20 protein-coding genes are annotated in these 25,631 nt (G+C 48.3%); 13 read left to right on the top strand and 7 right to left on the bottom strand.

Translation table 11 applies throughout. The features are described from left to right. Positions 1-125 precede the first annotated feature (125 nt). Both EL645_RS00505 and EL645_RS00500 read right to left on the bottom strand, forming a co-directional pair. Positions 126-1,667, bottom strand: coding sequence for a sugar ABC transporter ATP-binding protein (locus tag EL645_RS00505; protein WP_126548233.1), 1,542 nt, complete (start codon positions 1,665-1,667; stop codon positions 126-128). A 56-nt stretch (positions 1,668-1,723) separates the two neighbouring features. Beyond that, the gene (locus EL645_RS00500; RefSeq protein WP_161976995.1) at positions 1,724-2,659 is read right to left on the bottom strand and encodes an ABC transporter substrate-binding protein; all 936 of its coding nucleotides are present in this window, start codon (positions 2,657-2,659) and stop codon (positions 1,724-1,726) included. A 769-nt stretch (positions 2,660-3,428) separates the two neighbouring features. Here EL645_RS00500 and EL645_RS00495 point away from each other — a divergent pair. Then, positions 3,429-4,181, top strand: coding sequence for a cytochrome c oxidase assembly protein (locus EL645_RS00495; protein WP_126548231.1), 753 nt, complete (start codon positions 3,429-3,431; stop codon positions 4,179-4,181). Between the two features lie 144 nt (positions 4,182-4,325). Here the strand turns inward: EL645_RS00495 and EL645_RS00490 are convergent, their stop codons facing one another. The 3 genes from EL645_RS00490 to EL645_RS00480 form a co-directional block, all read right to left on the bottom strand. Next, entirely contained in the window at positions 4,326-5,327 is a 1,002-nt protein-coding gene (locus EL645_RS00490; protein ID WP_126548230.1) for a CE1 family esterase, read from the bottom strand. Between the two features lie 171 nt (positions 5,328-5,498). After that, entirely contained in the window at positions 5,499-6,755 is a 1,257-nt protein-coding gene (locus tag EL645_RS00485) for a glycosyltransferase (protein ID WP_126548229.1), read from the bottom strand. A 91-nt stretch (positions 6,756-6,846) separates the two neighbouring features. Continuing rightward, a complete protein-coding gene (locus tag EL645_RS00480; protein WP_161976994.1) occupies positions 6,847-7,464 on the bottom strand; it encodes a TetR/AcrR family transcriptional regulator in 618 nt (205 codons plus the stop codon). 305 nt (positions 7,465-7,769) lie between these two features. Here EL645_RS00480 and EL645_RS00475 point away from each other — a divergent pair, with 305 nt between their 5' ends. From EL645_RS00475 to EL645_RS00445, 7 genes are all read left to right on the top strand, one after another. Continuing rightward, on the top strand, positions 7,770-8,891 hold the full coding sequence (locus EL645_RS00475; protein ID WP_126548227.1) for a LacI family DNA-binding transcriptional regulator: 1,122 nt from the start codon (positions 7,770-7,772) through the stop codon (positions 8,889-8,891). Between the two features lie 514 nt (positions 8,892-9,405). Further along, positions 9,406-10,041 carry a PAS domain-containing protein gene (locus EL645_RS00470; protein WP_246035234.1) on the top strand — a complete coding sequence of 212 codons (636 nt, stop codon included), beginning with the start codon at positions 9,406-9,408 and terminating at the stop codon, positions 10,039-10,041. Positions 10,042-10,071: 30 nt separating this feature from the next. Then, on the top strand, positions 10,072-11,412 hold the full coding sequence (locus EL645_RS00465) for a hybrid sensor histidine kinase/response regulator (RefSeq protein WP_126548226.1): 1,341 nt from the start codon (positions 10,072-10,074) through the stop codon (positions 11,410-11,412). Positions 11,413-11,590: 178 nt separating this feature from the next. Further along, positions 11,591-12,424 carry an alpha/beta hydrolase gene (locus EL645_RS00460; RefSeq protein ID WP_218031645.1) on the top strand — a complete coding sequence of 278 codons (834 nt, stop codon included), beginning with the start codon at positions 11,591-11,593 and terminating at the stop codon, positions 12,422-12,424. A 555-nt stretch (positions 12,425-12,979) separates the two neighbouring features. After that, positions 12,980-15,229 (top strand): serine/threonine-protein kinase, encoded by a 2,250-nt coding sequence (locus EL645_RS00455; RefSeq protein WP_126548224.1) that lies wholly within the window; start codon positions 12,980-12,982, stop codon positions 15,227-15,229. Between the two features lie 10 nt (positions 15,230-15,239). Then, on the top strand, positions 15,240-17,621 hold the full coding sequence (locus tag EL645_RS00450) for a serine/threonine-protein kinase (protein ID WP_126548223.1): 2,382 nt from the start codon (positions 15,240-15,242) through the stop codon (positions 17,619-17,621). 202 nt (positions 17,622-17,823) lie between these two features. Next, the gene (locus tag EL645_RS00445) at positions 17,824-18,222 is read left to right on the top strand and encodes a YidH family protein (protein WP_126548222.1); all 399 of its coding nucleotides are present in this window, start codon (positions 17,824-17,826) and stop codon (positions 18,220-18,222) included. Between the two features lie 43 nt (positions 18,223-18,265). On the opposite strand, the gene EL645_RS00440 is transcribed toward EL645_RS00445, so the two are convergent. After that, the gene (locus EL645_RS00440) at positions 18,266-18,706 is read right to left on the bottom strand and encodes a hypothetical protein (protein WP_126548221.1); all 441 of its coding nucleotides are present in this window, start codon (positions 18,704-18,706) and stop codon (positions 18,266-18,268) included. A 6-nt stretch (positions 18,707-18,712) separates the two neighbouring features. Continuing rightward, complete coding sequence (locus tag EL645_RS39915) at positions 18,713-18,964, bottom strand: hypothetical protein (RefSeq protein WP_126548220.1); 252 nt, start codon at positions 18,962-18,964, stop codon at positions 18,713-18,715. 894 nt (positions 18,965-19,858) lie between these two features. Between EL645_RS39915 and EL645_RS00430 the strand changes: the two genes are divergently transcribed. From EL645_RS00430 to EL645_RS00420, 5 genes are all read left to right on the top strand, one after another. Then, on the top strand, positions 19,859-20,173 hold the full coding sequence (locus EL645_RS00430; protein WP_126548219.1) for a hypothetical protein: 315 nt from the start codon (positions 19,859-19,861) through the stop codon (positions 20,171-20,173). After that, complete coding sequence (locus EL645_RS00425; RefSeq protein WP_126548218.1) at positions 20,170-20,427, top strand: hypothetical protein; 258 nt, start codon at positions 20,170-20,172, stop codon at positions 20,425-20,427. Before EL645_RS00430 ends, EL645_RS00425 begins: the two co-directional genes overlap by 4 nt. Next, positions 20,406-20,570: a hypothetical protein gene (locus EL645_RS38965; RefSeq protein WP_161976993.1), complete on the top strand. Its 165-nt coding sequence runs from the start codon at positions 20,406-20,408 to the stop codon at positions 20,568-20,570. The genes EL645_RS00425 and EL645_RS38965 overlap by 22 nt, the downstream gene beginning before the upstream one ends. Before the next feature lie 190 nt (positions 20,571-20,760). Beyond that, positions 20,761-21,003, top strand: coding sequence for an HMA2 domain-containing protein (locus EL645_RS38960; protein ID WP_161976992.1), 243 nt, complete (start codon positions 20,761-20,763; stop codon positions 21,001-21,003). A 32-nt stretch (positions 21,004-21,035) separates the two neighbouring features. After that, entirely contained in the window at positions 21,036-25,580 is a 4,545-nt protein-coding gene (locus EL645_RS00420) for an HAD-IC family P-type ATPase (protein ID WP_161976991.1), read from the top strand. Positions 25,581-25,631 lie beyond the last annotated feature (51 nt).

The following is a 25,631-nucleotide window of genomic DNA, read 5'->3' as shown; positions in this document are numbered from 1 at the left end:
CCTCTACACGCATTACCATGCTGTAAAAAGCATTTGGAAATGCCACCCACTCGCGTTCTTCTCGTTCATTTTTAGAGATAGAGTTGGCTCTCCAGGCGGCTGCGCTCATCCAAATAAGTGGCGTATTATGTATGTACTGCCAGTCCAGCGGCATAGGTCATAATCTTTTCCTGTGTTGTCGTGCGACCAGGTAGTTCAGCAGCGATCCGTCCTTCATGCATCACCAGGATACGATCACTCATACCCAGGACTTCTGGCAATTCGGATGAGATCATTAAGATTGCGACGCCGCTGTGAGCCAGCTTGCTCATGATTCGATAGATCTCGGCCTTGGCCCCAACATCGACACCTCGCGTTGGCTCGTCAAGCAGCAGAACTTTTGGCTTAATGGTTAGCCAGCGTGCCAGCACGACTTTTTGCTGGTTGCCGCCGCTCAGGTTAAGCACCTTTTGTTTAAGTGAAGCGAGACGAATGCCCAGGTTATCCACCTGCTCTTGCGCGGTATCATGGATACGTCGCATATTGAGTAGCCCACTAATAGACATCTTTGACATTGTGTTCATGGCAATATTTTCTTGTACCGCCAATTGGAGGAATAGTCCCTGTTCCTTCCGGCTCTCTGGTACAAGGCCTATACCTGCGCGAATAGCATCAATCGTACTATTAATGACCACAGGTTTCCCATCAACCCTGATCTCTCCAGTGGTATGATGATCAGCGCCAAATATCAAGCGTGCCAGTTCGGTGCGTCCCGCGCCGATCAGTCCCGCCAGCCCAACAATCTCCCCTCGCCGCAGCATCAGATTGGCACCTTGAATATACTGTCCGTCTGAGAGGTCTCGTACCTCCAATACAGTATCGCCAGCCTCAACGGCCTCATGCTCATATAGGTCATTAATTTCCCGACCAACCATACTCTGTATGAGCTTACTATCATTGATGTCGGCACGCTCCATCGTTTCCACGTATTGCCCATCACGTAAAACGGTTGCGCGGTCGGCCAACTCGTATATTTCTGCCATTCGGTGTGAGATATAGATGATCGTGATATCACGACTTTTCAATGTTCGCATGATCTCAAAAAGCTTCTGCGTCTCTCGTCCTGTAAGGGATGCAGTTGGCTCGTCCATTATAACCATACGCGCATTCTCAGAGAGCGCCCTTGATATCTCAACCAGTTGCTGCTGTGCAATGCTAAGACGCCTGACCCTGGTAGAGGGAGAGAATGTCGTGCCAATTTGTTCAAGCACTTCCTGTGTATCTTGATTCATGCGCCGGAAGTCGATCCAACCGAACGGTGAGTGCGGCTCACGGCCCATAAAGATATTCTCCGCGACAGTCAAATTGGGCGAAAGGTTCAACTCCTGGTGGATAATGCTGATGCCCAGGGCCCTGGCTTTACTCGGATTGTCGATGGCGACTGACTTGCCAAATAACTCAATTGTGCCGTTATCTGGACGATAAACCCCGGCTAAAATTTTCATCAGCGTCGATTTTCCCGCTCCGTTCTCACCCACGAGCGCATGGATTTCACCCTCCCTGATTTCAATGTGCATATCTTGCAGTGCTTTTACTCCCGGAAAGCGCTTCGAGATATGCTCCATACGCAGGATAACGTTACCTGGCGGTCTGTTTTCTGGCAAACGCTCTTTTTTACTCTCATCCATACATCTTCTCTTGTTTGTTCTGTGAGCTGGCATGTGGATACTACGAAGAATAGGAGTTAGACGTGCCAGCCATTGTAGCTGTTCACATTACTCTGAGTAACAAGGTTTACCGGTATCTTGAAATCATTCTTTTGCAACTTTTGATGATTGAGGACCTGTATACCAAGCTGTACAGCTTGTTGTGCTATTCGGTCAGGCGCTTGTGCAGATGTGGCAGTGAATATGCCCCGGGTTTTCAAGGATGCTATAGCATCAGGGGAACCATCAACACTGACAATGAAGAAATCACTGCGCTTTGCCTGCTTTGCAGCCAACTCAACGCCTAGAGCAGTTGGATCATTGATAGCGAAGATGGCATCCAACTTTGGATTAGCAGTCAGGATATTCGAGCCAAGGTCAAGTCCGATATCCCGATCCCCTGTTCCAACCTGGGTGGCCACAACCTTAATGCCGGGGGTCTTAGATAGAACCTCATTACAACCTTTCACACGATCCTGAACGGCGGTTACCGGGGGACCATCAACAATGGCGATCTGTCCCCTGTTCTTCAGTTTGTCGGCCATATACTGGCAGGCAGATTTCCCTGCTGCAACATTATCCGAAGTTACCGTTGCCGCAACACCGCCTTGTGCGCCTACATCTACGGCGACCACCGGGATACCTGCCGCAGTTGCGCGTTTCACCGCTGGTGCAATACCAGCGGAGTCGACAGCATTCAGCAGAATAAGAACAACGCGTTTTTGGATGAAATTATCCATTTGATCGCTCTGCACACCGACATCGTGATGAGCATCCTGGAGATCTACCTTTGCCCCTATTTGGGCAGCTGCGGTTTCGGCACCATGTTGAATAGCGACAAAGAATGGATTGTCGATGGCCTGTACACTCAAACCAATAGTTTTACTACGCGGACTAAAGTTTGTGGTACACCCGGAAAGGAGCATACTACCGAGCAGTATGAAGAGAGCAAGTATCAACACCGACTTTCGCATGGGGAAGATCCTCTCATGAAATAATCTGCATCTCATACAAGCATTGTAGTTCTGGTTGAATAGCCCCTTTTCGTCTCTGAATAGGAGATATTCATCGCTCACTCAAAACGGTCGCTTGATTGAGGGTCAACGCGCGTATCGTTTGTATGCCAGGAAAAGATTAGCGTCCAGGGCAAGTTCATGAATATGAGAGTTGCTGAGGGCACTAGAATCAAAAGACATAGTAGTAGTAGTAGAGATTTCTTCTAAATATCTTGTCGATTATGTATAATATATACAATCAATTTTATATGTAGTCAAGTGCAATAAGTAGGCAGATTGTATTGTGAAGAAAAGAACAATGCATGTGAGGTGGGTTTCCTCACGATAGAGTCACACTAATTGGTGAAAAGACATGCTGCTTTTTGGCCATTGGAGCCTCCCTAAGTCGAGTTCATCACTTTTTGTTCCCTCGAGTTCGCACAAACGGTGGAAGTCCAGAACCAGAGACGAAGGCAATTTCATAAACAAGGCCACGAGGCAAGAGATCAGCATATTTATTTCACCGTTCTCTCTATTTGCGGTATCTTCCATAATGTATTAAGGTATTTGTAGGGTCAGAGCAAAAGATGTTAAGGTCTTTGTGCTTGTTACGCGTCTATGCTCTCTCATAAGGGTTGATAATGTCAAATGAGATTGATGTGGATGGAGTGTAGCTTTATTTTCAAGCATACCGGGAATAGAAGAGAGCACTCTATTACAGATAAATATACTGAGTGAAAAGGTATTAATGATGCAAAATAGTACAAGCGCAAAACCATTTGTAAGCATACGAACCATTGCATTTATATTTGGATGGATCTTCGCAGTGATTGCATTTGCGGTTCCAATGGATATATTTGGCATGTATTACATGTTTACGGTGCATATGGCTCAACATCTCCTCCTTTCGCTCGTTGCACCACCGCTTATTCTCCTTGGCGTTGCTCCAGAGAGCCTGCGGCGCTTCCTGGATCGCCATACCTTTCTTCAGCGTTGCTTTGCCGTTCTGACAATACCAGTTCTTGCTTCCCTACTTTTTAATGGCAATATCTGGATCTGGCATGCCCCTGTGCTGATGCGAGCGATGATAAGCAGTCCGTTTCTCCATGATGTAACTAATCTTTTGTACCTGGTGACCGGCTTGTTTTTCTGGTGCCCATTGCTAGAACGGACCGCAGGGAAAAAATCTCCACTCTCATTGGCAGCGAAACTGGCCTATCTGTTCTTTAGTGATATGCCAATGATGCTGCTTGGAGCAGGCCTGACGTTTTCGCCACCATTGTATACATTTACTATGAGTAATCCTTCTATGCATATGGCTGTGACCGCCACCGATCAGCAACTAGGTGGACTTTTGATGTGGGTTGTGGGTGGCGTCTTCATTCTGGTGATTGTTACCAGTGTACTCTTCTTGCGCTGGATGCTGCAACAGGAAAAAGAGCAACAAGCAAAAGATCGCAAAATTGTTGAAGAAGAGAATGCTTCTATGGAAATAGCATAAACTGTTTGGGTTGGCTGTTATGAAAGTGAATATAGAACCAGGCACCTCAACGCAAGCAAGCTGCAAAGGTCAAATGCACCCCAGAGAAGCTGATAGAAGCAGCAGGATGTGATCATAAGATTGTATCCTGCTGCTTCGTGCAATCTATGAGGTCAGGCCAGATAAAGAATGGAGCTTGAAGAAGTTCCAGATTACCTGTTCTGTGGGCAGCTTAGCGATCATTGCTGGAATGCTATGTCCACCCCTTTCAATGCGATAGTGCAGAATAGTTGCATTCTGCCGGCAGCCAGCCCAGCGGAAGCCTGTCGCATTTTTATCCTGGAAAAAAATCTCTGGCCCCTGGGTACAACCATCGCGTTGCGCCCACGCGTGCAGCCAATCCTGTACAGCTGGTAATGGCCATTGTGGGTCTATCTTTGCTGAAATGCCATTATAAGGGACAACGGTATCATTAGTGCCATGAATCTCAAGGAGGGGAACAGCTCGTTTGGGATGGCAGCCAGCTTGCAGTGGGTAGTAATTACCAGCGATAGGAGCGACTGCGGCAATGCGTGTAGACAGCTGGCAGGCGACAAAGCCGCTCATGCCACCACCATTCGAGAAGCCGGTGGCATAGATACGCTGCGTATCGATACAAAAATCCGCTGTAAGTTTGTTCAACATATCGTTCATAAAAGCCGTCTCATCGATATTGTAATCATATAGGCCGATACTGGCCCACATTGGTAGCTGCTGATCATCCGGTAAACCCTGGGGATAGACCGCAATAAAATGTTCTTTATCTGCGAGCTGAGAGAAGCCCGTTCCTTGCTCTGTCCCACTTGCGGTTCCTCCATGGCCGTGGAATACTATCACTACCGGCACTGGCGTCCTGGAGGTATAGTGAATCGGGACATGGACCAGATATGTGCGGGTATGCTGCCCACGTGCTACTGCTGGTTGGGCAGCCACAGCCTGATTTTGCGTCGTGCCTGCCTGAACAGGTGAGCTCCTGGTACAGGAACTCTTATTCTGTTGCTGCGAAGCAGTGCTTGAGGAGGATTGAGGAGTTTGTGTGCTGGCTGGCATGCACCCGCTTACAGCCAGACAGCATAGCCAGAGCAAGACAACGACTAGGGAGGCATGTTTTTGTCGCATCCAATGCATAAAAAAATCCTTTTCCTGCTTTTTCGATTAGCTAATATCTACACATGCATCATCTTTAAAGATTATTATCATTATAACGAGTAATATAAGATAAAAAAAGTCATACATTGCGTTATTTAGCCAACAGGTTAAAGGATATCTTTGAGCATAGAAGATCAGCTAGAAGCATCTCTATTGTTGGCTCTGTTCGATGATTTTTACCGCCTGGGCGATGCCATCCTCGGCTCGAATGCGCTCTCCCAGAGAGGCTGCTTTCTTGCGCATCTCGGCATCTGACACCACGCGCTCGATGGCTTGAGTCAGGTTATCAACGGTCAGACGCCGATGTGCAATAGGTTTGGGACCAACGCCCAGTTCATATACGCGCCGCCCCCAGAATGGCTGATCAGCAAAAAATGGCGTGATGATAGATGGAACTCCTGCCGCCAGGCCCGCCGCGGTCGTCCCAACTCCTCCATGATGTACAATAGCAGCCATACGTGGAAAGAGCCAGCTATGTGGTACAGAGCCAGTCATAAACACAGTCTCCGGCAATTGCTCTTTCTTTAAACCACCCCAACCTGCATAGAGCACGCCACGCTGACCTGTACGTGCGAGCGCCCGTAAGACCATATCAGCGACCTCTTCGGGTTCGCTGTTGCTCATACTGCCGAAGCCAATATAGATAGGTGGTGGACCTGATTGGAGAAATTGCACCAGGTCCACTGGCGGCTCCCAGCCTGCGGGTGGTTCCAGAAACCAGTATCCTGTGACGTGCTGAGAGGCATCCCAATCACTGGGATGTGGCAGAACCTGCGGGCTGTAGCCGTAGAGCACGGGACGTTTCTGCCGCTTCAGCGAGGAGAACGGCCCCCAGAAAGATGCTGACGGTATGTGTAAGACCTCGGTCCGTGCCTTGTTATCCGCTGAACGGAACGATTGCCACATGGTTTGCTGGGTCAGGAGATGGGAGGGCTTATTGAGCCATCTTGTCAAGGGCGACTGTGGCAGTGGCGTTAAGGCACCGGGGAACATGCTGGTCGGAGTAAAGGGGACTAAATAAGCGAGCAGCAAAGGGATGCCCAGTTTTTCTGAGAGAGCTTGTCCGCTAAATAGTCCACTAAGCCCACCAAGAATGAGATCGGAGCCCTGGCAGGCGATCAATCCTTTTTCGGCTGCTTGAATAGCCTGCGTGCGTGAAGCCTGGCTCATCTGTGATAGAATTTTGAGCATGTTCCCTTGTGCTAAGTGCGCTTGCAGACTTTGGGCTACGGCTTGCGAACTACCCCCTGTCGTAAAGAAGTCCAGGCCATAGTCCGTCACCAGATCGTGGAAATTGTCTGAAGACAGAATGCGTACCGCATGCCCTGCGTCCTTTAATCCCTTGCCTAAGGCCACATAGGGCTGAACATCCCCGCGACTTCCTCCAGCAATAATTGTGATTTGCATATCAGAATCTTCTCCTATACGATATATACGTGTCTTTGTTATATTAGTCTGTTGGGATGATTGCTCAAGCAAGCAATGATATGCAAAAAATTTAGTGCTTGCCTTTTTCATTTTTCAGCGCAAAAGAATGCAAGATTTGCGCCAGCACATCAGCAAACGCACTGACATCAAGATTGGGATCCATGATTTTCTGTAGCGCCAGGCCATCGAAGAATGCCAGCAATAGTGTGGCCAGAACTGTTGGTTCAAGCGTTGTTTCGCCAAGCGTGTTCTTGATTGAGTTGGCTATGCTCTCGCGCCCTTCTGTCAGTAGTTCACGAACTTTAGGAGCCATTAAAGCATTATGTAATCCAAGCGCAAACAATTCATGTCTGAGTCGGTACCATTCAGGTTCTGTCGTAATCAGATCTATAGGGAACTGTAGTACCACACTCAATAAATTGGATGGATCTATCGACTCCGTCAATTGCTCGGGCATCTGTTTGTAACGCTCACTGACAGCTTTGAGCACCTCGATGAGGAGCTGATCCTTGCCTCCAAAGTAGTAGTGTACAAGTCCTGGAGCGGCATCAGCCGCCTTAGAAATTTCTTTCAGGGTCGTCGCCTCATAGCCCTTTTCCGCTAATACTTTGTATGCAGCATTAATGATGCGCAGGCGCGTTTCTTGTGTTGCCCCTGTAGGCGTTGTATCGTATTTTTGATTGCTCATGCAAGCAATATACCATAGCAGTGTCAATTTTACAAGAGGCGAAATCATTAAATCTCTGTTATTCAATGTTGTGGACCTGGATATCACGCACATACCGGAGTGACAAGAAGATGGCCTACCTAGTAAAATATGAAGCAGAGTTAATGTATGATTTGTATGAAACAATGATGAGCAAGATGAGTGATAACGGCGGAACATCCGTTGCCCTTGATCCAGATGGTTGCCTGGTTTGAGAAATTTTATCTTTAATATTTCCGTTGTGCGCGGACAATTCCATAAATAAAGTGAAGCTTGAAAGGATCTCTATGGCTGAAAAAATCAACATTCAGGATATCGCGCGTCTGGCCAATGTCTCCACAGGCACTGTTTCGCGCGCCTTAAACAATAAACCCGATGTCAATCCTGAGACGCGTGAACGCATTCTGCGCATCGTAGAAGAACAAGGATATGTTCCCAGTAGCACAGCTATTGGATTGGTGTCAGGGCGGAGCCGTTTGATCAGCGTCCTTGTGCCGGCGCTGACATGGCCACTTGTCTCGGAACTTATGCTGAAGGTGGCTGAAATTGTGGAAGCTTCTTCCTATGAAATTGTCCTGTATAGTATCAGTAGCTCAAACCACTTGCGTGATTGTGGTAAAGTGATTGATCGCATTCTGGCAACAAGGATGACGGCAGGTCTCCTGGCTATTTTTCCCGGTCAATCAGCGCAGCATCTGACGCAGCTCCAGCGACATAGTTTTCCAGTTGTCCTGGTCGATGACCAGAATCCTCCAATCGAAGGTATTCCCTGGATTGGCGCAGATAATCGCGGAGGAGCTTATGAGGCGACGCGTTATCTCATTGGTCTTGGGCATCAGCGTATTGCCTGTATTCAAGGACCGATGAAGTATAAAGTCTCGAACGATCGATATCAGGGATATAAAGATGCCTTGCAGGAGGCTGGGATCCCGCTTGATCCTGCACTTGTGCTGGAAGGTGATTTCATGCCCGTTGGTGGAAACAAGTGTGCAAGAACGCTTTTGACACTGCCTAAAGCAGAACGTCCAACCGCAATCTTTGCACAGAGTGATCTCATGGCCTATGGTGTGATGTCTGCTGCGTCAGAGTTCGGTTTATCTATTCCTAAGGATATTTCGTTAGTGGGCTTTGATGACAACCCATCTTCCGCCCACATGCAGCCTGCTCTCACAACGATCCAACAACCTTTTGGCGCAATGGGCCAGCAGGCGATTGAATTGCTGCTCCAGCTTATAGAGCAGCCGCGTTTATATTATCAGGGACCATACGAGAATAAACGGCAGATTTTATCTGAACACGCGCCGCGTATTCAATTGCCAACTAGCTTGATGATCCGCGACACCTGCCGAAAACTGCCCAAACGTGTTTCTCATACCTCTTATCGCCATAAGCAGGCAATGTCGGGCTGAATGAACCCATTGGTGTCCCAACAGTCTCTTGTTTTTGATGCCTATTTTATAAATAGCGTAAAATTGGTGATGGCGATGTATTGATTATAGATCAGTTTTGTTATAAATATACCTATATTATTGATGCTTTATTGGTTGACATTTATGTGGATGTATATTATTATCGGTGTAGTGATGACTATATTTATAGATGAGTAACAGTGGATATTTACAACGCTGTTAGCGGCTCGAAGGGCCTTTAGTATAGTAAAACAGGAAATTGCGGAGTAAAAGGTAATACTTCAGCCATAGCATCATTTCGATGACGACAACTTAACCGTACTTGCTTTCTAGCAGGAACGGTTTTTTGGGAATTGATGAAAACGGCCCTGCTAGAAAATCATTGTTGATAGAAAGGCAGGCCCAACGCCGATAGTATAGTGTCAACTGTATAATCACCTGCCAGGCTAGAAAATGTTTTACACAAATGCATATCACTGCTCACCTGTAGTTCTACTATGAACCGGAGGTCCGGATGTCCGATTATCTGGATGCACATAGTGCTATTGTCTCTTCGACAAAACATTGCCCGGTGAAATCACATGGTTCCCTTGATGCCGATATCATCATTAAGAACGCCCCGGATCCGGTCTTTGTCTCGGACCTGGAAGGCAAGATCCTCTCGGCCAATGACGCGGTCTATGAGTTGCTGGGCTTCCGGCCTGATGAAGTACTGGAGCAATCGCTCTCGCGTTTCATTGGCCCGGAGGAGACGCGTGAGTTCCTGGCTGCGTTGCGCGAGGTAATTGAGCGCGGCGTGACCCGCAATGCCAGGCTGAATCCGCGCAGCGCCTCGGGAGAAGTTATTCCAACCACACTCAATGCTTCGGCGTTGCGCGATACCGATGGCCGTGTGATCGGTGCGATTGGTATTTTGCGTGATATGCGTGCTTACGAGAGAGTGTTACAGGATCTCCAAGAGTCCAAAGCGGAACTCCAGGAGAAGATTCTGGATCTAGAGAAGTTTGAAGAAGTGGTAGTAGGTCGCGAGTTGAAGATGATTGCGCTTGAAAAGCAGATAGAATTCAACATCATCAGGTCGGGAAGCGTGAGCAAGGCTATAATCAATGAATGCCGTAAACTCACCATGACCCTTTTTGCAACACATTGAGGAAGCAGTTTCCCAGGAGAGAATATAGAAGTGGAACAGTATCAAGAAGAAAAAGAGACAGAATGCCAGTTGCAGGTTACCCCTTTAATGCAGATAGAGCAAGCTGACAAAAAACGTATACCTCGCATCCTCCTTGTCGACGATGATAGTGCGGCGTTAAGCGCTCTTTCACACACATTCCGGCTACGGATGCATGATATCGAAGTAGATACATCTATTTCAGCTCTAGATGCACTCGCCTTGATCACTATCAAAGAGTACGACGCGGTCATAAGTGACATCAAGATGCCTGATATGGATGGAATGCAACTATTGTCAGCCCTGCATAAAACTATGCCAGAGATGCCTGTTCTACTTATTACCGGGCACGGAGAGCACAAATTGGCGATGCAAGCCTTACGAGAGGGAGCTTACGACTATACTCTTAAGCCCATTGATCGAGATTTTTTAGTGGCATCCGTAAGACGCGCACTCCAAACGCGCCAACTCTCTCGCCTTGTACAAGAGAAACAGCAGGCGCTGGAGCAGTATGCACATTCTCTGCAGAGCCTGGTGGAGCAACGTACCAGAGAACTCATCATCATCATGAATGATGCAAAAGATCGTATGTTGACTATGGCTGCGCATGAACTTACAACGCCGCTTACCAGTTTAAAGGGATTGCTTCAGTCGGCACATTGTCGACTGAAGCAAGGTGCTATTGATAAAGCCATGCGAGACATGGAGACAATGGAGACCTCCGTTAATCATCTGGGTATACTTATGCAGAATCTGCGCGATGCAATTCATATCCAGACAAGGCAATTTATTTTGCAACGCAGTCCTTACGACCTGATCAAGTTATGCCAGGATGTGCTCGATGAATTCACGATGGCTGGAATAGTCACTCAGTGTGATTCTCCTCAGCATGAGTCACTTGAAGTTGACATAGATAGTTGTCGTATCAGGCAGGCTCTTTTTAACTTACTCTCTAACGCTTGCAAGTATTCGTTGAAGGGATCGCCCATCACGGTCACATTGCAACAGTGTGAGAATGAGGTAAGTCTCGCGGTGTCTGATTGTGGTGCAGGTATTTCCCCTGAACATCTTTCACACATTTGCGAGCAGTTCTATCGGTTTCCTCATAGCAACCTTCAGGAAGGAGACGCTACCGGATTGGGTCTGGGACTCTATATTACCCGTGCTATTGCGGAACAGCATGGAGGACGTATGGAGGTCCAGAGTTGTCCAGAAGAAGGTAGTACGTTTTCCATCATGCTACCTATACTCACTAATGAGATAAAAGTTTCACACAAGCCCATAACTGACACTTCGCTATGGCAGATTATGTGGATGGTAAAGGTAATGAAGAGCGATTATCTTTTCTCCTGAACATGGTTTGGCCTATAAACAACCCAGCTAACTGGCTGTTTCTCTTATACGACGGCAGAGCAGCTTTTAAACAGGATCATTGCAAGATGGCGCACTGAGTAATACTTGATAACTTTGCTACTAACATATGCTATGCTTTCTAGAGAATGATCTATCCATTCAGCTAGAAAGGTTTATTGTGTTTTCTACTACAATACCATTATGGGAAAAGGGTCAGTATGTACCACAGGGCAATGCTGATTTCATGCCGACGCTGGCAACTTATGTGCTGGATAGCACAAAAAAACGGCCGGCCGTGTTGATCTGTCCCGGTGGTGGCTATGGTTTTACATCACCACGTGAGGCCGAACCGGTGGCTCTTCAATATGTGGCCGCAGGTTTTCATGTATTCGTGGTTTATTACAGTGTCACACCCGCGCGCCATCCTCAACCATTACGAGACGTGTCGCGCGCGATGAACATTATTCGTGCGCATGCAGATGACTGGCATATTGAAGAGCAAAGCATCGCGGTCTGTGGCTTTTCGGCCGGAGGTCATCTCGCAGCAAGTCTGGGAGTCTTTTGGGATCAGTCTTATTGCTCGGATATTCCCGGCCTGAAACGTGGCCAAAATCGGCCGGACGCGCTCATCCTTTGTTATCCGGTGATCTCTTCAGGTCCTTTTGCCCATCGCGGCTCATTTGAGAATTTGCTGGGGCCAACTGCGGTGCCCGAAGATTTACAGGCGATGTCGCTTGAACACCACATCAATGCTCAAACGCCACCAACGTTCCTCTGGCATACTGTCGCTGATAGCGCAGTGCCGGTTGAGAATTCATTGCTCTTCGCACAAGGCTTGCGTGCCCAGCATATTCCATTCGAGATCCATATCTATCCCCATGGCGCACACGGGCTCTCACTTGCAACCGCTGAAACGGACGATGGTACTGGTCAGGATGCACATATTAGTGGCTGGCACAGGCTTTCCACTGAATGGTTATGGCAGATCTTTACACCAGTGAGACGAGCATAAAATCTTATTACCAAGCACTATGACCACAGCACAGTCCTGGTGCCGTGGTCATAGTGGGTCGTTCTCTTATTTTTCAGATCCCCTGGCTTCTTCTCAGGGGCGCACTGCTGGACGTGAGTTGGCACTGGATACTTTCTTGCCCCAGAATCAATATGCTTCTTTTTTCGATAGCAAAGTCTCATAGATGAGCGCTTGCCGTCTTATGCTTTACACGGTTCAGGCAAATTAAAGATACAAGCAATACTAAATTTTTCAGCTTATGTACTGCTAACCAATGCATAGCTGATCGAGAATGAACATTACCAATCAATAACAGTTTTGTGTGTGATATTAGAGATTCTTAGCGCAATCAAAATTTTTTTCTTCTCACAGGATTTTTGAGACACCTGTCTACTTGTACTTATATATGTACACATATACCCTTTTTTGCTAGAATGGTAGCGTAAGCATAGAAATAGTACTAATATTAGATGTGATGAAATTGATGTTTCTGATAGTAATTTTATAATTATCCATCGAATACGCCTGCTAGTGCATGTAAAGAAAGCATGTGGAATGAAACAAGAGCAGCAATTATCTCAGCAAACAGGTAGTGCGTCGGCTTCGTCCTTAGATATGTTAGGGCGCTATCGGATCTTATGCCGGTTGGGACGAGGTGGAATGGGGGATGTCTGGTTGTGTGAGGACCCACGCTTACATCGTCAAGTTGCGATTAAGACCCTGCCAACCCATAATCAAGGCGATCAGGAGTTTGTAAAGCATTTTGAGCGCGAGGCCGAAGCAGCGGCTTCTTTGAGTCATCCCCATATTTTGTCGGTTCATGATTACGGGAAGCAAGCGTTGCCAGACGGAACGGTGGTGACATATATTGTAATGCCTTATATTCATGGTGGAACCTTTGCGGATCGCATTGCATACTATGAACAGAAGCAGTCGTTACCTCCTCTACTTGAGATGCTATCGTTATTGGAGCAGGGTGCACAGGCGATTGATTATATCCATAAAAGACATCTGATTCACCGCGATATTAAGCCTGCCAATATGTTATTGCGGGATGGCAACTGGTTGTTGCTGGCCGATTTTGGTATTGCTCGAATATTAGATAATACAGATCAACAGGCGCAGGGAAGCGTTGCCGTTGGAACGCCAGAATATATGGCGCCGGAGCAGGCGTTTGGTCAGGCAACTATTACCAGTGATAACTATAGCCTGGCCATCATTATTTATCAGCTGAGCACGGGCCGATTACCTTTTCAGGGTGAGACAGCTATTGCAACTATGATGCAGCACCAGCTTCAGCCACCGGCGCCACCTCGCCAATTCAATCCCGCCCTTCCACCGGCCTTTGAGCGAATTTTGTTGCAAGGACTAGAAAAAGGTCCTAAACTGCGGCCTGCCCTGGCCGTTGATTTTGTTGCTCAATTGAAACAGACGCTCACCGATGTTGCCTTTCAGCCCACCGTCTTATCTACTATCCGTGATCTGCCCGCCCTGGATTTTCGGGAAAGTAATACCGTCACCGCAGCGAACCAGGAAGATGAGCAACGGAGGCGCCAGCGTCTCACGCGCCGGAACCTGCTATGGGGATTGGGTGGTACCGTTGCGGCTGCCGTGGTAGCTGGAGCTGGATTGGATATCTGGGAATATGTCACCCATCTTCCACCTGCGCCGTTGAAACTGTCCCCCATCAAATCCATCTCTGCTCTTCCTGACCAGAGTGGTACCGATCAGCCTGTATTAGTGCTCACCGGACACAATCAAGCAGTTCATTCCCTGCTATGGTCTCATGATAATCATTCTCTACTCTCAGGTGGCCTGGATGCTATGACTTTGTGGTGGGACATTGCGGGTCTACAGCAACATCCCACCAGACCCTATGGTCAGCCTTTCTACAGCAAACAACTGGTTGGTAAGCAATTCGGTTTAAGCCCTCTTTATCCCACAATGTCACCAGATGAACGGCAGATAGCCATTTTCAATACAGCAATTATACAAAATAAAAGCACGCAGATTACCACTTATGGGGCCGATTTACGTGGGCCCAGGCCATTTGAAGTACCCCAGGCACAGAATTTCTTTGGGGCTGCCTGGTTACGGAGTAATTATCTTACAGGTCTCTCTATAGAAGTAGATCAGAAGAACCGTAATAATGGGAGCTATAAATTATATGTAATTGATCCGGTCCAGCCACAACAGCAGTGGAAATTAGCGCTTGAAAATGGAAATCTATTTCAGCTCAATGTACCTAATCTGCTGCTTGCTGATCCCACTAAAGGTAGCTCTCTTCTAGCTGTACAATTTGGTAAGCAAATTGTTTTAGGCCAGGTCATGGTTTCTGAGCAGACGCAGTGGCAAGCCAGTGCACATATCAGTGTACCGATGAATATGCAATGTATGGCCTGGACGCCTGATGGACAAAATATCCTGGCGCTGTATGGGGACAGCAACACTAATAAATGGAGTCTGGGTCTTATTTCCCGCCAAAATGCTTTTTCATCATCTCTACAAAAGACTGTTCCATTATCTTCTGAAATAAATCTACCAACGGTTCCTGGCGGGAATGCCAGTAGCGGAACATATAATTGCCTGGCCAGTAGTTCGCAGATGGTAGCTGCTGGCACCAGTGCGGGTGACATCTACATTTGGAAGCTTACTGGTGGCTCTCTGTCAGCGGCAGCGCCATTAAAGCTCAAGACGAGTGGCATTCAAGCATCGGTGCAGCAGTTGGCCTGGTCGCCAGATGGAAAATGGCTTGCGGCTGGCTTTAATGATCAACTTTCATCCATTTTGATCTGGAAATTATGAGGTGCTAAGGATGGTGTTACATTCTGCTATTACCGGACCGGGAAAAATGCTTGGGCGCTATCGCTTGCTTGCGTTATTGGGACGAGGTGGTATGGGCGAGGTCTGGCGTGCTGAAGATACGGAGTTACATCGCCATGTAGCGGTTAAACTATTACCACCTGTGTTAGCCAATGAACAAGAGTATCTCAAAGCATTCGCTGACGAGGCGCGGATGGCAGGTGGACTGGAGCATCCAAATATTTTGCCAGTACATGACTTTGGTGAGATGATACGTGATGATGAGGTTTTAACGTATCTGATTATGCAACTGGTGGAAGGTGGCTCGTTACGTGATCGGCTAGTGCGAGCGGGTCAACAACTGCTTCCTGTTGAAGAGAGTCTGAATTATTTGCGGCAGGCTGCTCTGGCCATCGATTATGCGCATAGCAAGCATATCCTTCATCGTGATATCAAGCCAGCCAATATGCTTTTACAAGAGAACTGGCTCTTCCTGACAGATTTTGGCATCTCCAAGTTGCTATCAACCAATACCTATCGGAGTCGTACAAACGCTGGCGCTGGCACTCCCCAGTATATGGCCCCAGAACAGATTCAGAAGAAGGCCGAGCCTGCCAGTGATCTATATAGTCTGGCTATTACTGCCTATCAGTTGTTGACGGGTCATTTTCCTTTTCAGCATGCAGATGCCTTTGAAATTTTGCTCATGCACATTCAAAAAGATCCACCCGCACCGCGCCAGTTTAATCCCAACTTGCCCGAGTCGATGGAGCGTACTCTCTTACAAGGTATTGCTAAACGACCAGAGGATCGTCCCTCCTCCTGTCAGACTTTTGTGTCAGAATTGGAGCAAGGTTGGAGACACAGCAACTTGAGTCGTATGCTGCCAGCCGGTGTCGATCCTGAGGCGACCCTGCTTGCCCCCTGGAGTAAGCGCAAGATTGCCAGTCAGCCGACTCAGCCAGGCGCAACGCGCCTGGGTGCCATGACTACCCTTACACCTGCATCGAATGTGTCCCCAACCCAAATTGGCGAGCGCACTCCATCTTCAGATACGCAGGAGGGTCAGGTGACGGCGCCAGAAAAACCCGCTGGCACCGTGAAGAGACGTGCCTTCTTGATAGGCGGGATTGCGGCCCTGGCTCTGGTGCTTGAGGGGAGCTATATTCTCTCAAACGTGCTGAACAAACAAGAAAAAGTTACTGGACCAAAAGAGCTAATTGCTGGACAGCCCTTATTCAAGCTGATGGGCCACACCGAGCCGGTAAAGAATGTACGTTGGAGCCCTAAGGAATATTACCTGGTCACTGGTGGGGATGATGCTCGTATTTTGCTTTGGAATATCGATACCCTGAAATCTAAAGCAGCAACCCAGTCTATAACTGTACCAGGTGTGGATTGGGCTTTTGGTGAATGGAGAGGAAATGATTTTCCTCCCAATCATCTAGATTGGTCGCCGGATGGACAGCAGTTGGCAGTGTTATCCGTGCCAACTGGGACTGAAATTGATCCTGAAATAGCTCTTATTGATGTTTTTACAGCCAATGCTAAACCAGATTTTCCCAAGAGCGAAATTAACAAGGCGACGCCAATAGATAATAGCCAGTTATCCTGGTCTCCTACGGATAAAACTATGGCGACACTTTATACGAATGTAAATTTAGAGGGAACCTTTATTGGTGTATGGCAGGTAGACGATAAAAATGTATCTTTGCAGACGAGTTGGAAAGTGCCAGATTCACAAGTAGGTTTTAATCCAGTTGCTCTGGGTTGGACGAATGATGGAAGCCATGTAATCAGTTTGAATGCAGGTAGTGGCATCACCCTACAGTTTAATGTGTTCGCCTGGGTTGTCAGAGATGGTAAGAATGCGGAGCCACAAGTTATCAGTTTGCCGGATCGTGCCAGGTATCTTCCTGGTACCAAAGATCCTTTACAGGTAAATGTGCCTATTCCTTCGATCAAAGGAGCACCTCATACGCCTGATCAATTTGTGACGACGAATCTCGATAGCGTTGTAATCTACGACCTGCAACAGAAAAAAATACTTTATCAACTTGGCACCGATGATCCTGCTGCGCATAAAACGGTCATTCTGGATGTGGCGGTTGGGACGCATGTATATCCTCAGATGGGGGCCCTGGCCTGGTCTCCAAATGGTCGCTATGTGGCAGGTAGCTATATCAGCAGTCCGCAGATATATGTCTGGGATTTACAAGATCCCCATCCCAAACAGACCAAAACTGGTCTGCAACAACCCACCCTGTCCTTTGGGAAAACCGGGGGGCATCGTGGTACTATCTATGATTTATCCTGGTCAGCCGATGGTCGCTATCTAACTTCAGCCTCCAATGACAAGACCGCGATAGTCTGGAAAGTGGATGGCGCCGCATAATATAGTGTCAGCGTTGCATGTTGTCTACTAAATTAGTATGCATGCGTGATATTAATTGTTAAAACGATTAAGCTATAAATGAAAGAGAAGCGGGAGCGATCGGTTAAACAGTTGCTTTGAATTCTGCATTATAGTTGTGCAATAGCGCAAGCAATGCTTGTTACGTTGCGATTCCTAGCGAGGCGATCATCAGGAGGTAGAGATGTATGAGAAGCAGGCTGGTACAGACCTCTCGACTGAGTTGGCGCGGGAGCGCACGCAGGATGCCGCGGACCGAACGCTGATGGCATGGATTCGCACATCCCTTTCACTAATCGGCTTTGGATTTACTATCGGTGAAGCTTTTCACGTTCTTCAAAATGCTGAGTTACGAAAGCTATCGGACCCGTTGCATAGCGTACTTATATTTTCAATTAGCTTTATTGCGCTTGGAATATTGGGTTTGCTGGGAGCTATCATTCAGTATGGGTTGACCCTGAAGCGTCTTGCGCAGCACGGTTTTATGTACAAAGCACCCAGGATATGGACCATGGTGATTGCGATTCTGCTGCTAGCCATCGGTTTATTTGCGCTTATTGCCATTGCAGTTCGACATCCATGATCTATCCCTACAAGATAAATCATGGATGTTTATATTTTAGACTTTATTGTGTTGGTGGGCCTTTATGACTTACTGGACGGTTACGCTCACCCGAGTGAACGTCATGACGGATATGCTGCGCTTCTGCCAGCATATCTTCAGCCCCTTCACGGATACGTGCTACCGTATGGCGAAATTGCAGTTCAGCAACAGTTGTGACAAGAGCGATTCGCTCTTGCATGGTATCAAGCGTAGCTTCGGCTTTTTCTAATGGTGGTTGTTGTGTTTCTGGAGATGTTTCAGCAGATATAATGGCAGGCTCTTGTGGTGTCTGCGATTTATCTATCTGAGAAACGCGTTTGTTGCTGATACGCCTGGTGAAATGCTGAAGGCGCTGACTAGAGTGGGCGGCAAAAGAACCGATATTTTCTCCTATATGAGCAAGCATATGCTCGGATCTTACAGCTGCTGTTTGTTCTGGCTGTGTTTCTGGTACATGGCTCATCAAGCATTACCCTCCTAAACCTTCAGTGGATACCTCTGGCTGCGATATAGGTTGTTCCTTATCTGCCATTCTGGTCTGCTCAAAACTTCGGCTTACACTGTGAGCGAAAGAAGTAATTGCATCGCCTGCTATCAACGCACCGGCTGTTCCATAAACGAGGCCCTGGCGAATGAATTTACGAGCGCGTGGTGAGAAGAGAGCCGCAGCTACCACGGCAGTGACTGCAATTTCAGGTTCCAGATAATCCTCGGGTTCCATATTATGCTTTTCCTTTCATTGGAATAAACAACCAGTCAAGATATTCCAATAGACTGACTTGCATAATCCTTCTCTTTTCTTTTAAGTGAGCCATACACAAAAAATGAAGTGATACCACGAATGACTAAATTTGATAATGTCCACACGAATAGATAGCAAAAAAAGATACACCATTGAAGGTGCAATCGAGATAGGTTTTTTACCCGTTAACGAGGTGAGTAATGACGAGTGGCTTTATTGGATGATAGTCGAAGGCATAATAGTGGGTTATATGCTTTGCTTAATGAGCAAGATTAACGTGAGAAGGCTGAATATTCATGCTAATTGTATTAAGAATAGCAGAGAATGCAGCCATTGCCAGCTTTATAAATAGACCTGCGAGAAGATCAATAAGTGTATCGATTAAGATCTTTGAAATTATACTCCAAAGCATGAAATATCTCCTTTTTGCCTACTCAAGACATGTGTTATTGATCACCCGATACAATAACGTAGTCTTCACTATACTGCCTGCCTGGTTCATTCGCCATTTTACTCTCCAATTGTTAAGAATATTTTAAAGCTATGTTAATTTGACAATACAGATAAAATTATCCGAGTGATTGCATGGCAAATAAAAATTATTATAGGTTGAAGGTACATTAGTACCGCCTGGCAAGGCTTTTTAGGCCTTCTACTGGGAGTGTTATACGACGCCCTGATAGGAAAGGATATTTGTGCTCTCTGATATACTATTCCCATAAGATAGGTTGATAGCTCTAGCAGAGCGCTAAATACCAGGAAAGCCAGCCGTACTCCCTGAGCAGAAATGAATAAGCTACGCATCCGGTAGGGGCTTACCTTTAGCGAAAAGGTTCCCTGGCCACCAGCTATATAAAAGGAAAGAGTAATGATATGGAACTAGAAGATTTTATGGAAGCTGAAATAGCAGTCACTGCAGCAGTAACAGCAGCGATTTTCTCGCCCCGTGCTCGGAAAGTCATGCGCAAAGGCATGGTTTATGGTATGGCTGGCATCCTTACCACTGGTGATGTGCTTACTGCCTTTGCTAAAGGCGTTCGCCAGGGGATGAAGCAAACGGAGGAAGCAGCAGCACCAACCGCACAGGAGACTACCAATCCAGAGATGAATATTAATCCTGAAACGATGACTGCCGCACAGTGGAAAGCCGCTACAAAAACGGAAAATATGGGAGAGCAATCAGCATGACACAGCCCGAGGAAAGAGATGCTATTCTATCAGCGTCTGCGCGTGCTGAACAGATGCTCACCCGTGTTGGCGGACAGCTAGGTACTCTGATGAGCCTGACCAGGCTGCGTTTTCGCCAGGCCGCGCAGACGCTTAGGGAGGAAGCGAATCAGATGGACATGCCGGAGCCAGGATCGGCTAATGGGGATCTCAAACAACGGCAGAGCAGAAGCCAGGTCTGGATCGTCCCGCGATGGAAAAGGCAGAGGAGTTGATGGAGCGTCTAGGGCAGTTGAGCAGAGAGAGCAGTGTGCAAATGAAGAAGACAATGGCGCGCTTGCGGGAAGATGTGGAAGATATGTATGTAGAAGCTCAAGATCTCCATTACACGTGGAAAGACAAAGGTAAGCAAGTATAAGAGGGTGTTTCAGCCACCGATATTCGAAAGGCTCTGCTTAAGCTCATTTTCTGCCCTGATAAACAAAATTCAATAATATGACGCTTGCCTGTTTTATGGTTTTGACGATGTCTATTTAGAAGAGAAGAAGGAGAGAAATCCCTCTTCAGGTGAGTCTGATCTCTTTACAAAAGAAGGGTGGGCAATCGTCATGAGTGAAGCGGAAATGGTTGTTACGGAACCTTGTGTCGTGCATGCTACAACAGGGCGTATACGTGTACACGTGCCAGGATGGTCTGGCCAGGGAAAACGTTATATCGAGATGCAACTACATCAGGTCCAAGGGATACAGCGTATTCAGGCCAATCCAGTTACAGGAAATATTCTTGTCTTATTGATCCCACCATTCTTAATGAACAGGCCATTCTACACAAAATACAAACGCTCGACCTAGAACTGATCAATAACCATCCAACTGAGCCTGAGTTGCCACCAGTTGTACGTGAAAAACAGGGTAAAACAGTGCGTGTACGCATCGCGGTGCGTGGCCTGGATAGGGACCCTCATCTGGCAAAGCGTGTGGTCGAGCGGCTGGAAAAGCGACCCGGCGTAAGTGCACACGCTAATCCCTTAACTGGCCGCGTATTGGTAGAGTTCTCAGCGCACGAGACAGAACTGGACGAACTGATTTCTGATGTAGCTGGAATAGAGTTACCTGATCTACCTGGCGAAGATCGCCCTGCTTATCCACTTGATCCCAGTCCCTTGATTCAGAGTACCACACGCATATTGGGAACGGTCCTCGGCCTGGTTTTTTTAGCAACTCGCCGAATTACCAGACATGAAGAGCCCCTGCCTGGGGCGGAAACCGCTGCTTATGCTGCGGGGGCTATTGGCCTTCTCCAGGGATTCCCACCTGTTCGCACTGGACTGCGCCATGTATTTGGACGTTCTATAGCTGATCTGCTCTTTACTATGCCTGGTATCGTTCTACTAACCCTTTCTAGCAACCCCCTTGGCCTGGCTGTTGCTGGTGCCGAAGCGCTCCGTTTATTTACTGAGGTACAAGCACGGCGTGCAGCCTGGCTCTCTCATGAGAAGCGCGTGGAGCAAGCACCTTCGGCTCAATCAGATGCGATTATCCGCCTGGGGAGTGGTGAGCGAGTGCCTCTGAGCGCAAACATTCATGAGGGAACAGGAACGGCTACCGGCCTGGATGGTATGCCACTACCTATCTACCCGGGTGCGATAATACCCCCGGGTGCTCGCCTCTATGGTGGACCATTTGTTGTGCAACTAAGAGGTGGAACATCTTTTGAGCGTTTTATACCACAGCCTCGCCCTGAACCTGTTGCCCCCACCCTCTATGATCAGTATCAACGTATACAGAGCCCTCTCTCGTTGGGCTATGCTGCCCTGACGGGTCTGCTCACCGGTTCATTTGGGCAGGCATTCACAGCATTATTGCTTGTCAATCCTCGTCCTGCTTCCATTGGTATGGATAGTGCAAACCTACATGCAAATGCGCGCGTACTACGTGCAGGAGTTACTATTGTTGGCACTCGTCTTGCCAGGACCATCCGTCTCCCCAATCTGGTGTTGTTGGATAATGCTCGCTTGCTGACTGAAAAGCTTGAGCTCACCAATGCATTACCCTTAAGTGATGATATGGATGCCACCGAAGTATTAATGCATGCTGCAGGCATCGCTCTTGCCGCAGGTTCGCCGTGGGGAAATATCTTCGGTACGAGTAGTATTACTCAGGCGACCAATGGCAGTTTTGATGGCAAGGTAGCAACTGCTTCCTCGGACGGTGTACGCTACACACTTGGACCGATAGATAACTGGGAAGCTCTGCCAGAGGCTGGGTATCTGCGTCAGAGGGGTAACTATGTACTGGTCCTTCACCGAGAACATGAAGAGAAGCCGCTGGCTATTTTCGCGTTACGCCCACGTCTTGCAACTGAGGTCGCAACATTGGTTGAGACCTGTCAGCGTGCTGGTGTCGAATTGGCATTACTTTCCCAGGGTGATGAGCTGGCATTGCGAGGACTGGCGCAGCGAGCGCATATTGCCTTGATTGAAAGCGACTCAGCCCTCAAAATCATTGCCGAGCGGCAAAAAAGGGGCGAGCTAGTCGCATTTGTATCGGATAATGTGGGAGCGATGGCAGGTTTTGCCGCCTGTGACCTGGCGATTGGCCTGACCGCTGACCGCAGTCGTTTTCTTGCACGTGCGGACCTGCTGGCTCCTGACCTTACTGCTGTAGCCGCGATCATTGATGCCGGGGCAAGGCATGATGCTGCCGCGCGCGATGCCGTTGGTCTCTCAATTGTTTCCGCGCTTGGCGGTATCATCTGGGGTATTAGAGGGATTCCCGAGGTCAGGATTGCCTCACGTATTGTCTATATTACCTCGCTGGCCGCGCTGGCTGATGGGTGGTTTCGATTGCGAGGTGGCAAACGTACACGCTCAACCATTGCTCGCCTGGTTGATCCACAACCAGAGCGCTGGGGAAGGCAAAGCGTGGATGATGTACTCCGCATACTGAATACGAGCAGGCAAGGACTGACCAATAAGCAGGCACAGCAACGCCGGCACAAAGCGCCGGAACTTGAGCAACGCAATGTTCTGAGGACGGCAGTACTGGAACAGTTACATTCACCCCTGACTGGTATTCTCGCAGCAGGAGCGACTCTTTCACTCATGTTCGGCTCAATCGGAGATGTCGTTATCATTGGAGCAACCATTGCGGCCAACACCATCATTGGTGTCTGGCAAGAACACAAAGGCAACCAGGTTGCTGAGACATTACGAAAAATAGGGGTATCACATGCGCGTGTTTTACGCGACAAGCAGGAAAAAATGTTACCATCCACAGAAATTGTACCAGGTGATATTCTGCTGCTGGCAGCTGGCGATCGCATCGTGGCTGATGCGCGGGTAATTGACTCACAGGGTCTGGAGGTAGATGAGGCGGCGCTTACCGGAGAGTCGTTACCTGTCAGCAAAATGGCGATAGGAGGAAGTGACGCCGAACGTATTGTGCTGGATGGGAGTAATGTGACAACTGGTACCGCGCGTGCTGTGGTAGTTGCGGTTGAGGGGCAAACGAGAATGGGCGCAACCCGACTCGCGCTCACGGAAGAAAATGAGCAACCCAATCCATTGGGCGTACGGCTGAGTCGTATCCTGAGCCTCTTCTTACCAATATCTGCGGCCGGTGGCGCGCTGGTTGTCGCGGCCGGGCTACTTTGGGGGCAGCCATTCACAACTATTCTGTCCATAGGAGCGACCGTCGCTCTTGCAGGTGTACCTGAAGGATTACCACTACTTTCTAGAGTAGGGGAGACCGGGGTAGCGCGCCGCCTGGCTAAAAGCAACGCGATCGTACGACGACTCTCCTCAGTCGAGGCGCTCGGTCGTGTAGATGTTATCTGCACAGATAAAACAGGAACAATGACCAAAGGGCACTTGCAACTAAGCGTTGTGGCTGATGTTGATCAGGAGGCCACGCTAGCGCAGGGCTTGCCTGAAGCTTTGTCTCGCGTCCTACTCACCGCCGCACTGGCAAGTCCACATCCCGATGCACAGGGCGCCTATGCACATGCTACTGATGTCGCAGTGGTTCAAGGAGCCATAGAGGCCGGATTGAGCGAACAGGTGCATTTCAAGCACCAGGCAGAACTGTCCTTTGATCCGATACGTTCTTTTTACGTCACCATTGCCCAGGGAAAGCTCTGTATAAAAGGAGCACCTGAAACGCTGATCTCTCGTTGTCATTCTTTACTACAAGGTGGGGTAGAAAAGCCATTGGATGAGGCCAGACGAGCAATGCTTTTGGAGCGATCGCGCCAACTGGCAAAACGAGGGTTAAGGGTGTTAATGGTGGCCGAAGGAAAGAAAGATATACCTCTCGATGATCCCCAGCATCTAACTGCCCTTGGTTTTGTAGGCATTAATGATCCTCTGCGCCCCACTGTCTATGAAGCAGTGAGACATTGCCAGGAGGCAGGAGTAAGGGTGGTCATGATTACTGGAGATCATCCTGTAACTGCCCGCGCGATCGCACAGGAGGCTGGCTTGCTCAATGGCAATGAAGAAGTCTTGAACGCAGCCGCAATTGGGGATCTACAGAACGGTGATCTCGATCATCTGCTAAAAAACGCCGTTGTGATTGCGAGAGCCACGCCCCTCGATAAATTACGGATCATTGAGAGTCTACACCGACAAGGCCATACAGTGGCTATGACTGGAGATGGTGTCAATGACGCTCCCGCCTTGCGTCTGGCGGATATTGGTATAGCGATGGGGAAAAGTGGAACGGAAGTGGCCCGACAAACAGCCGATGTAGTCCTTGCTGATGACGATTTCTCAACGTTAGTTAAAGGATGTGTCGAAGGTCGTAGTTTCTGGCGCAATATGCGTCGCTCGCTTGGGCTATTATTAGGTGGAAATATGGGTGAACTGGGTCTGGTGGTGGGAGCCAGCCTACTTGGAGCCAATACCCCTTTAACAGTAGGGCAGATTCTGGCAGTAAATGCGATTACCGATATTTTGCCTGCGCTGGCCGTCATTTTACAGCAACCAGAGCACCGCAATCTAGTGCAACTCCGGCGCGAAGGTACAGCGGCGCTGGATACCTCCTTGCGCAAAGAGGTTTTGCGCCGTGGGCTGGCCACCGCGCTTCCATCACTTGCCGCTTACTTTATCACGCTTGGCAGGGGTTCTTTGCCCCAGGCTCGCTCTGTGGCCTTTGCTAGCATCGTCTCCACACAACTTGCACAGACCTTGATGGCCGGTCGTTCAGAAGGACACCTGACGCGTCCCGTGCTTGGCGCCGTTGGCGGTTCACTAGGTGTATTGTTAGCAGCATTTGCTATCCCATCATTGCGCAGGCTTCTCAATCTCGTCATCCTTCCTCCATCGGCCTGGATCTTGACAGCAGGTGGTGCGCTGGCGGCTATTCTCATTAATCATTTGCTGCACAGTAGCGCCTACAAGATGCCATCCCCCATAGCTTTTGCATAGATATGCCGACTATAGTACTAAAAATTAAGAATATAGTCAGAAAAGGTAAAA

It is taken from the genome of Dictyobacter kobayashii (assembly GCF_003967555.1).
Taxonomy (GTDB): Bacteria; Chloroflexota; Ktedonobacteria; order Ktedonobacterales; family Ktedonobacteraceae; genus Dictyobacter; species Dictyobacter kobayashii.
Note: the sequence above shows the minus strand (reverse complement) of the source record. Positions and strands in the feature narration are given on the sequence as shown.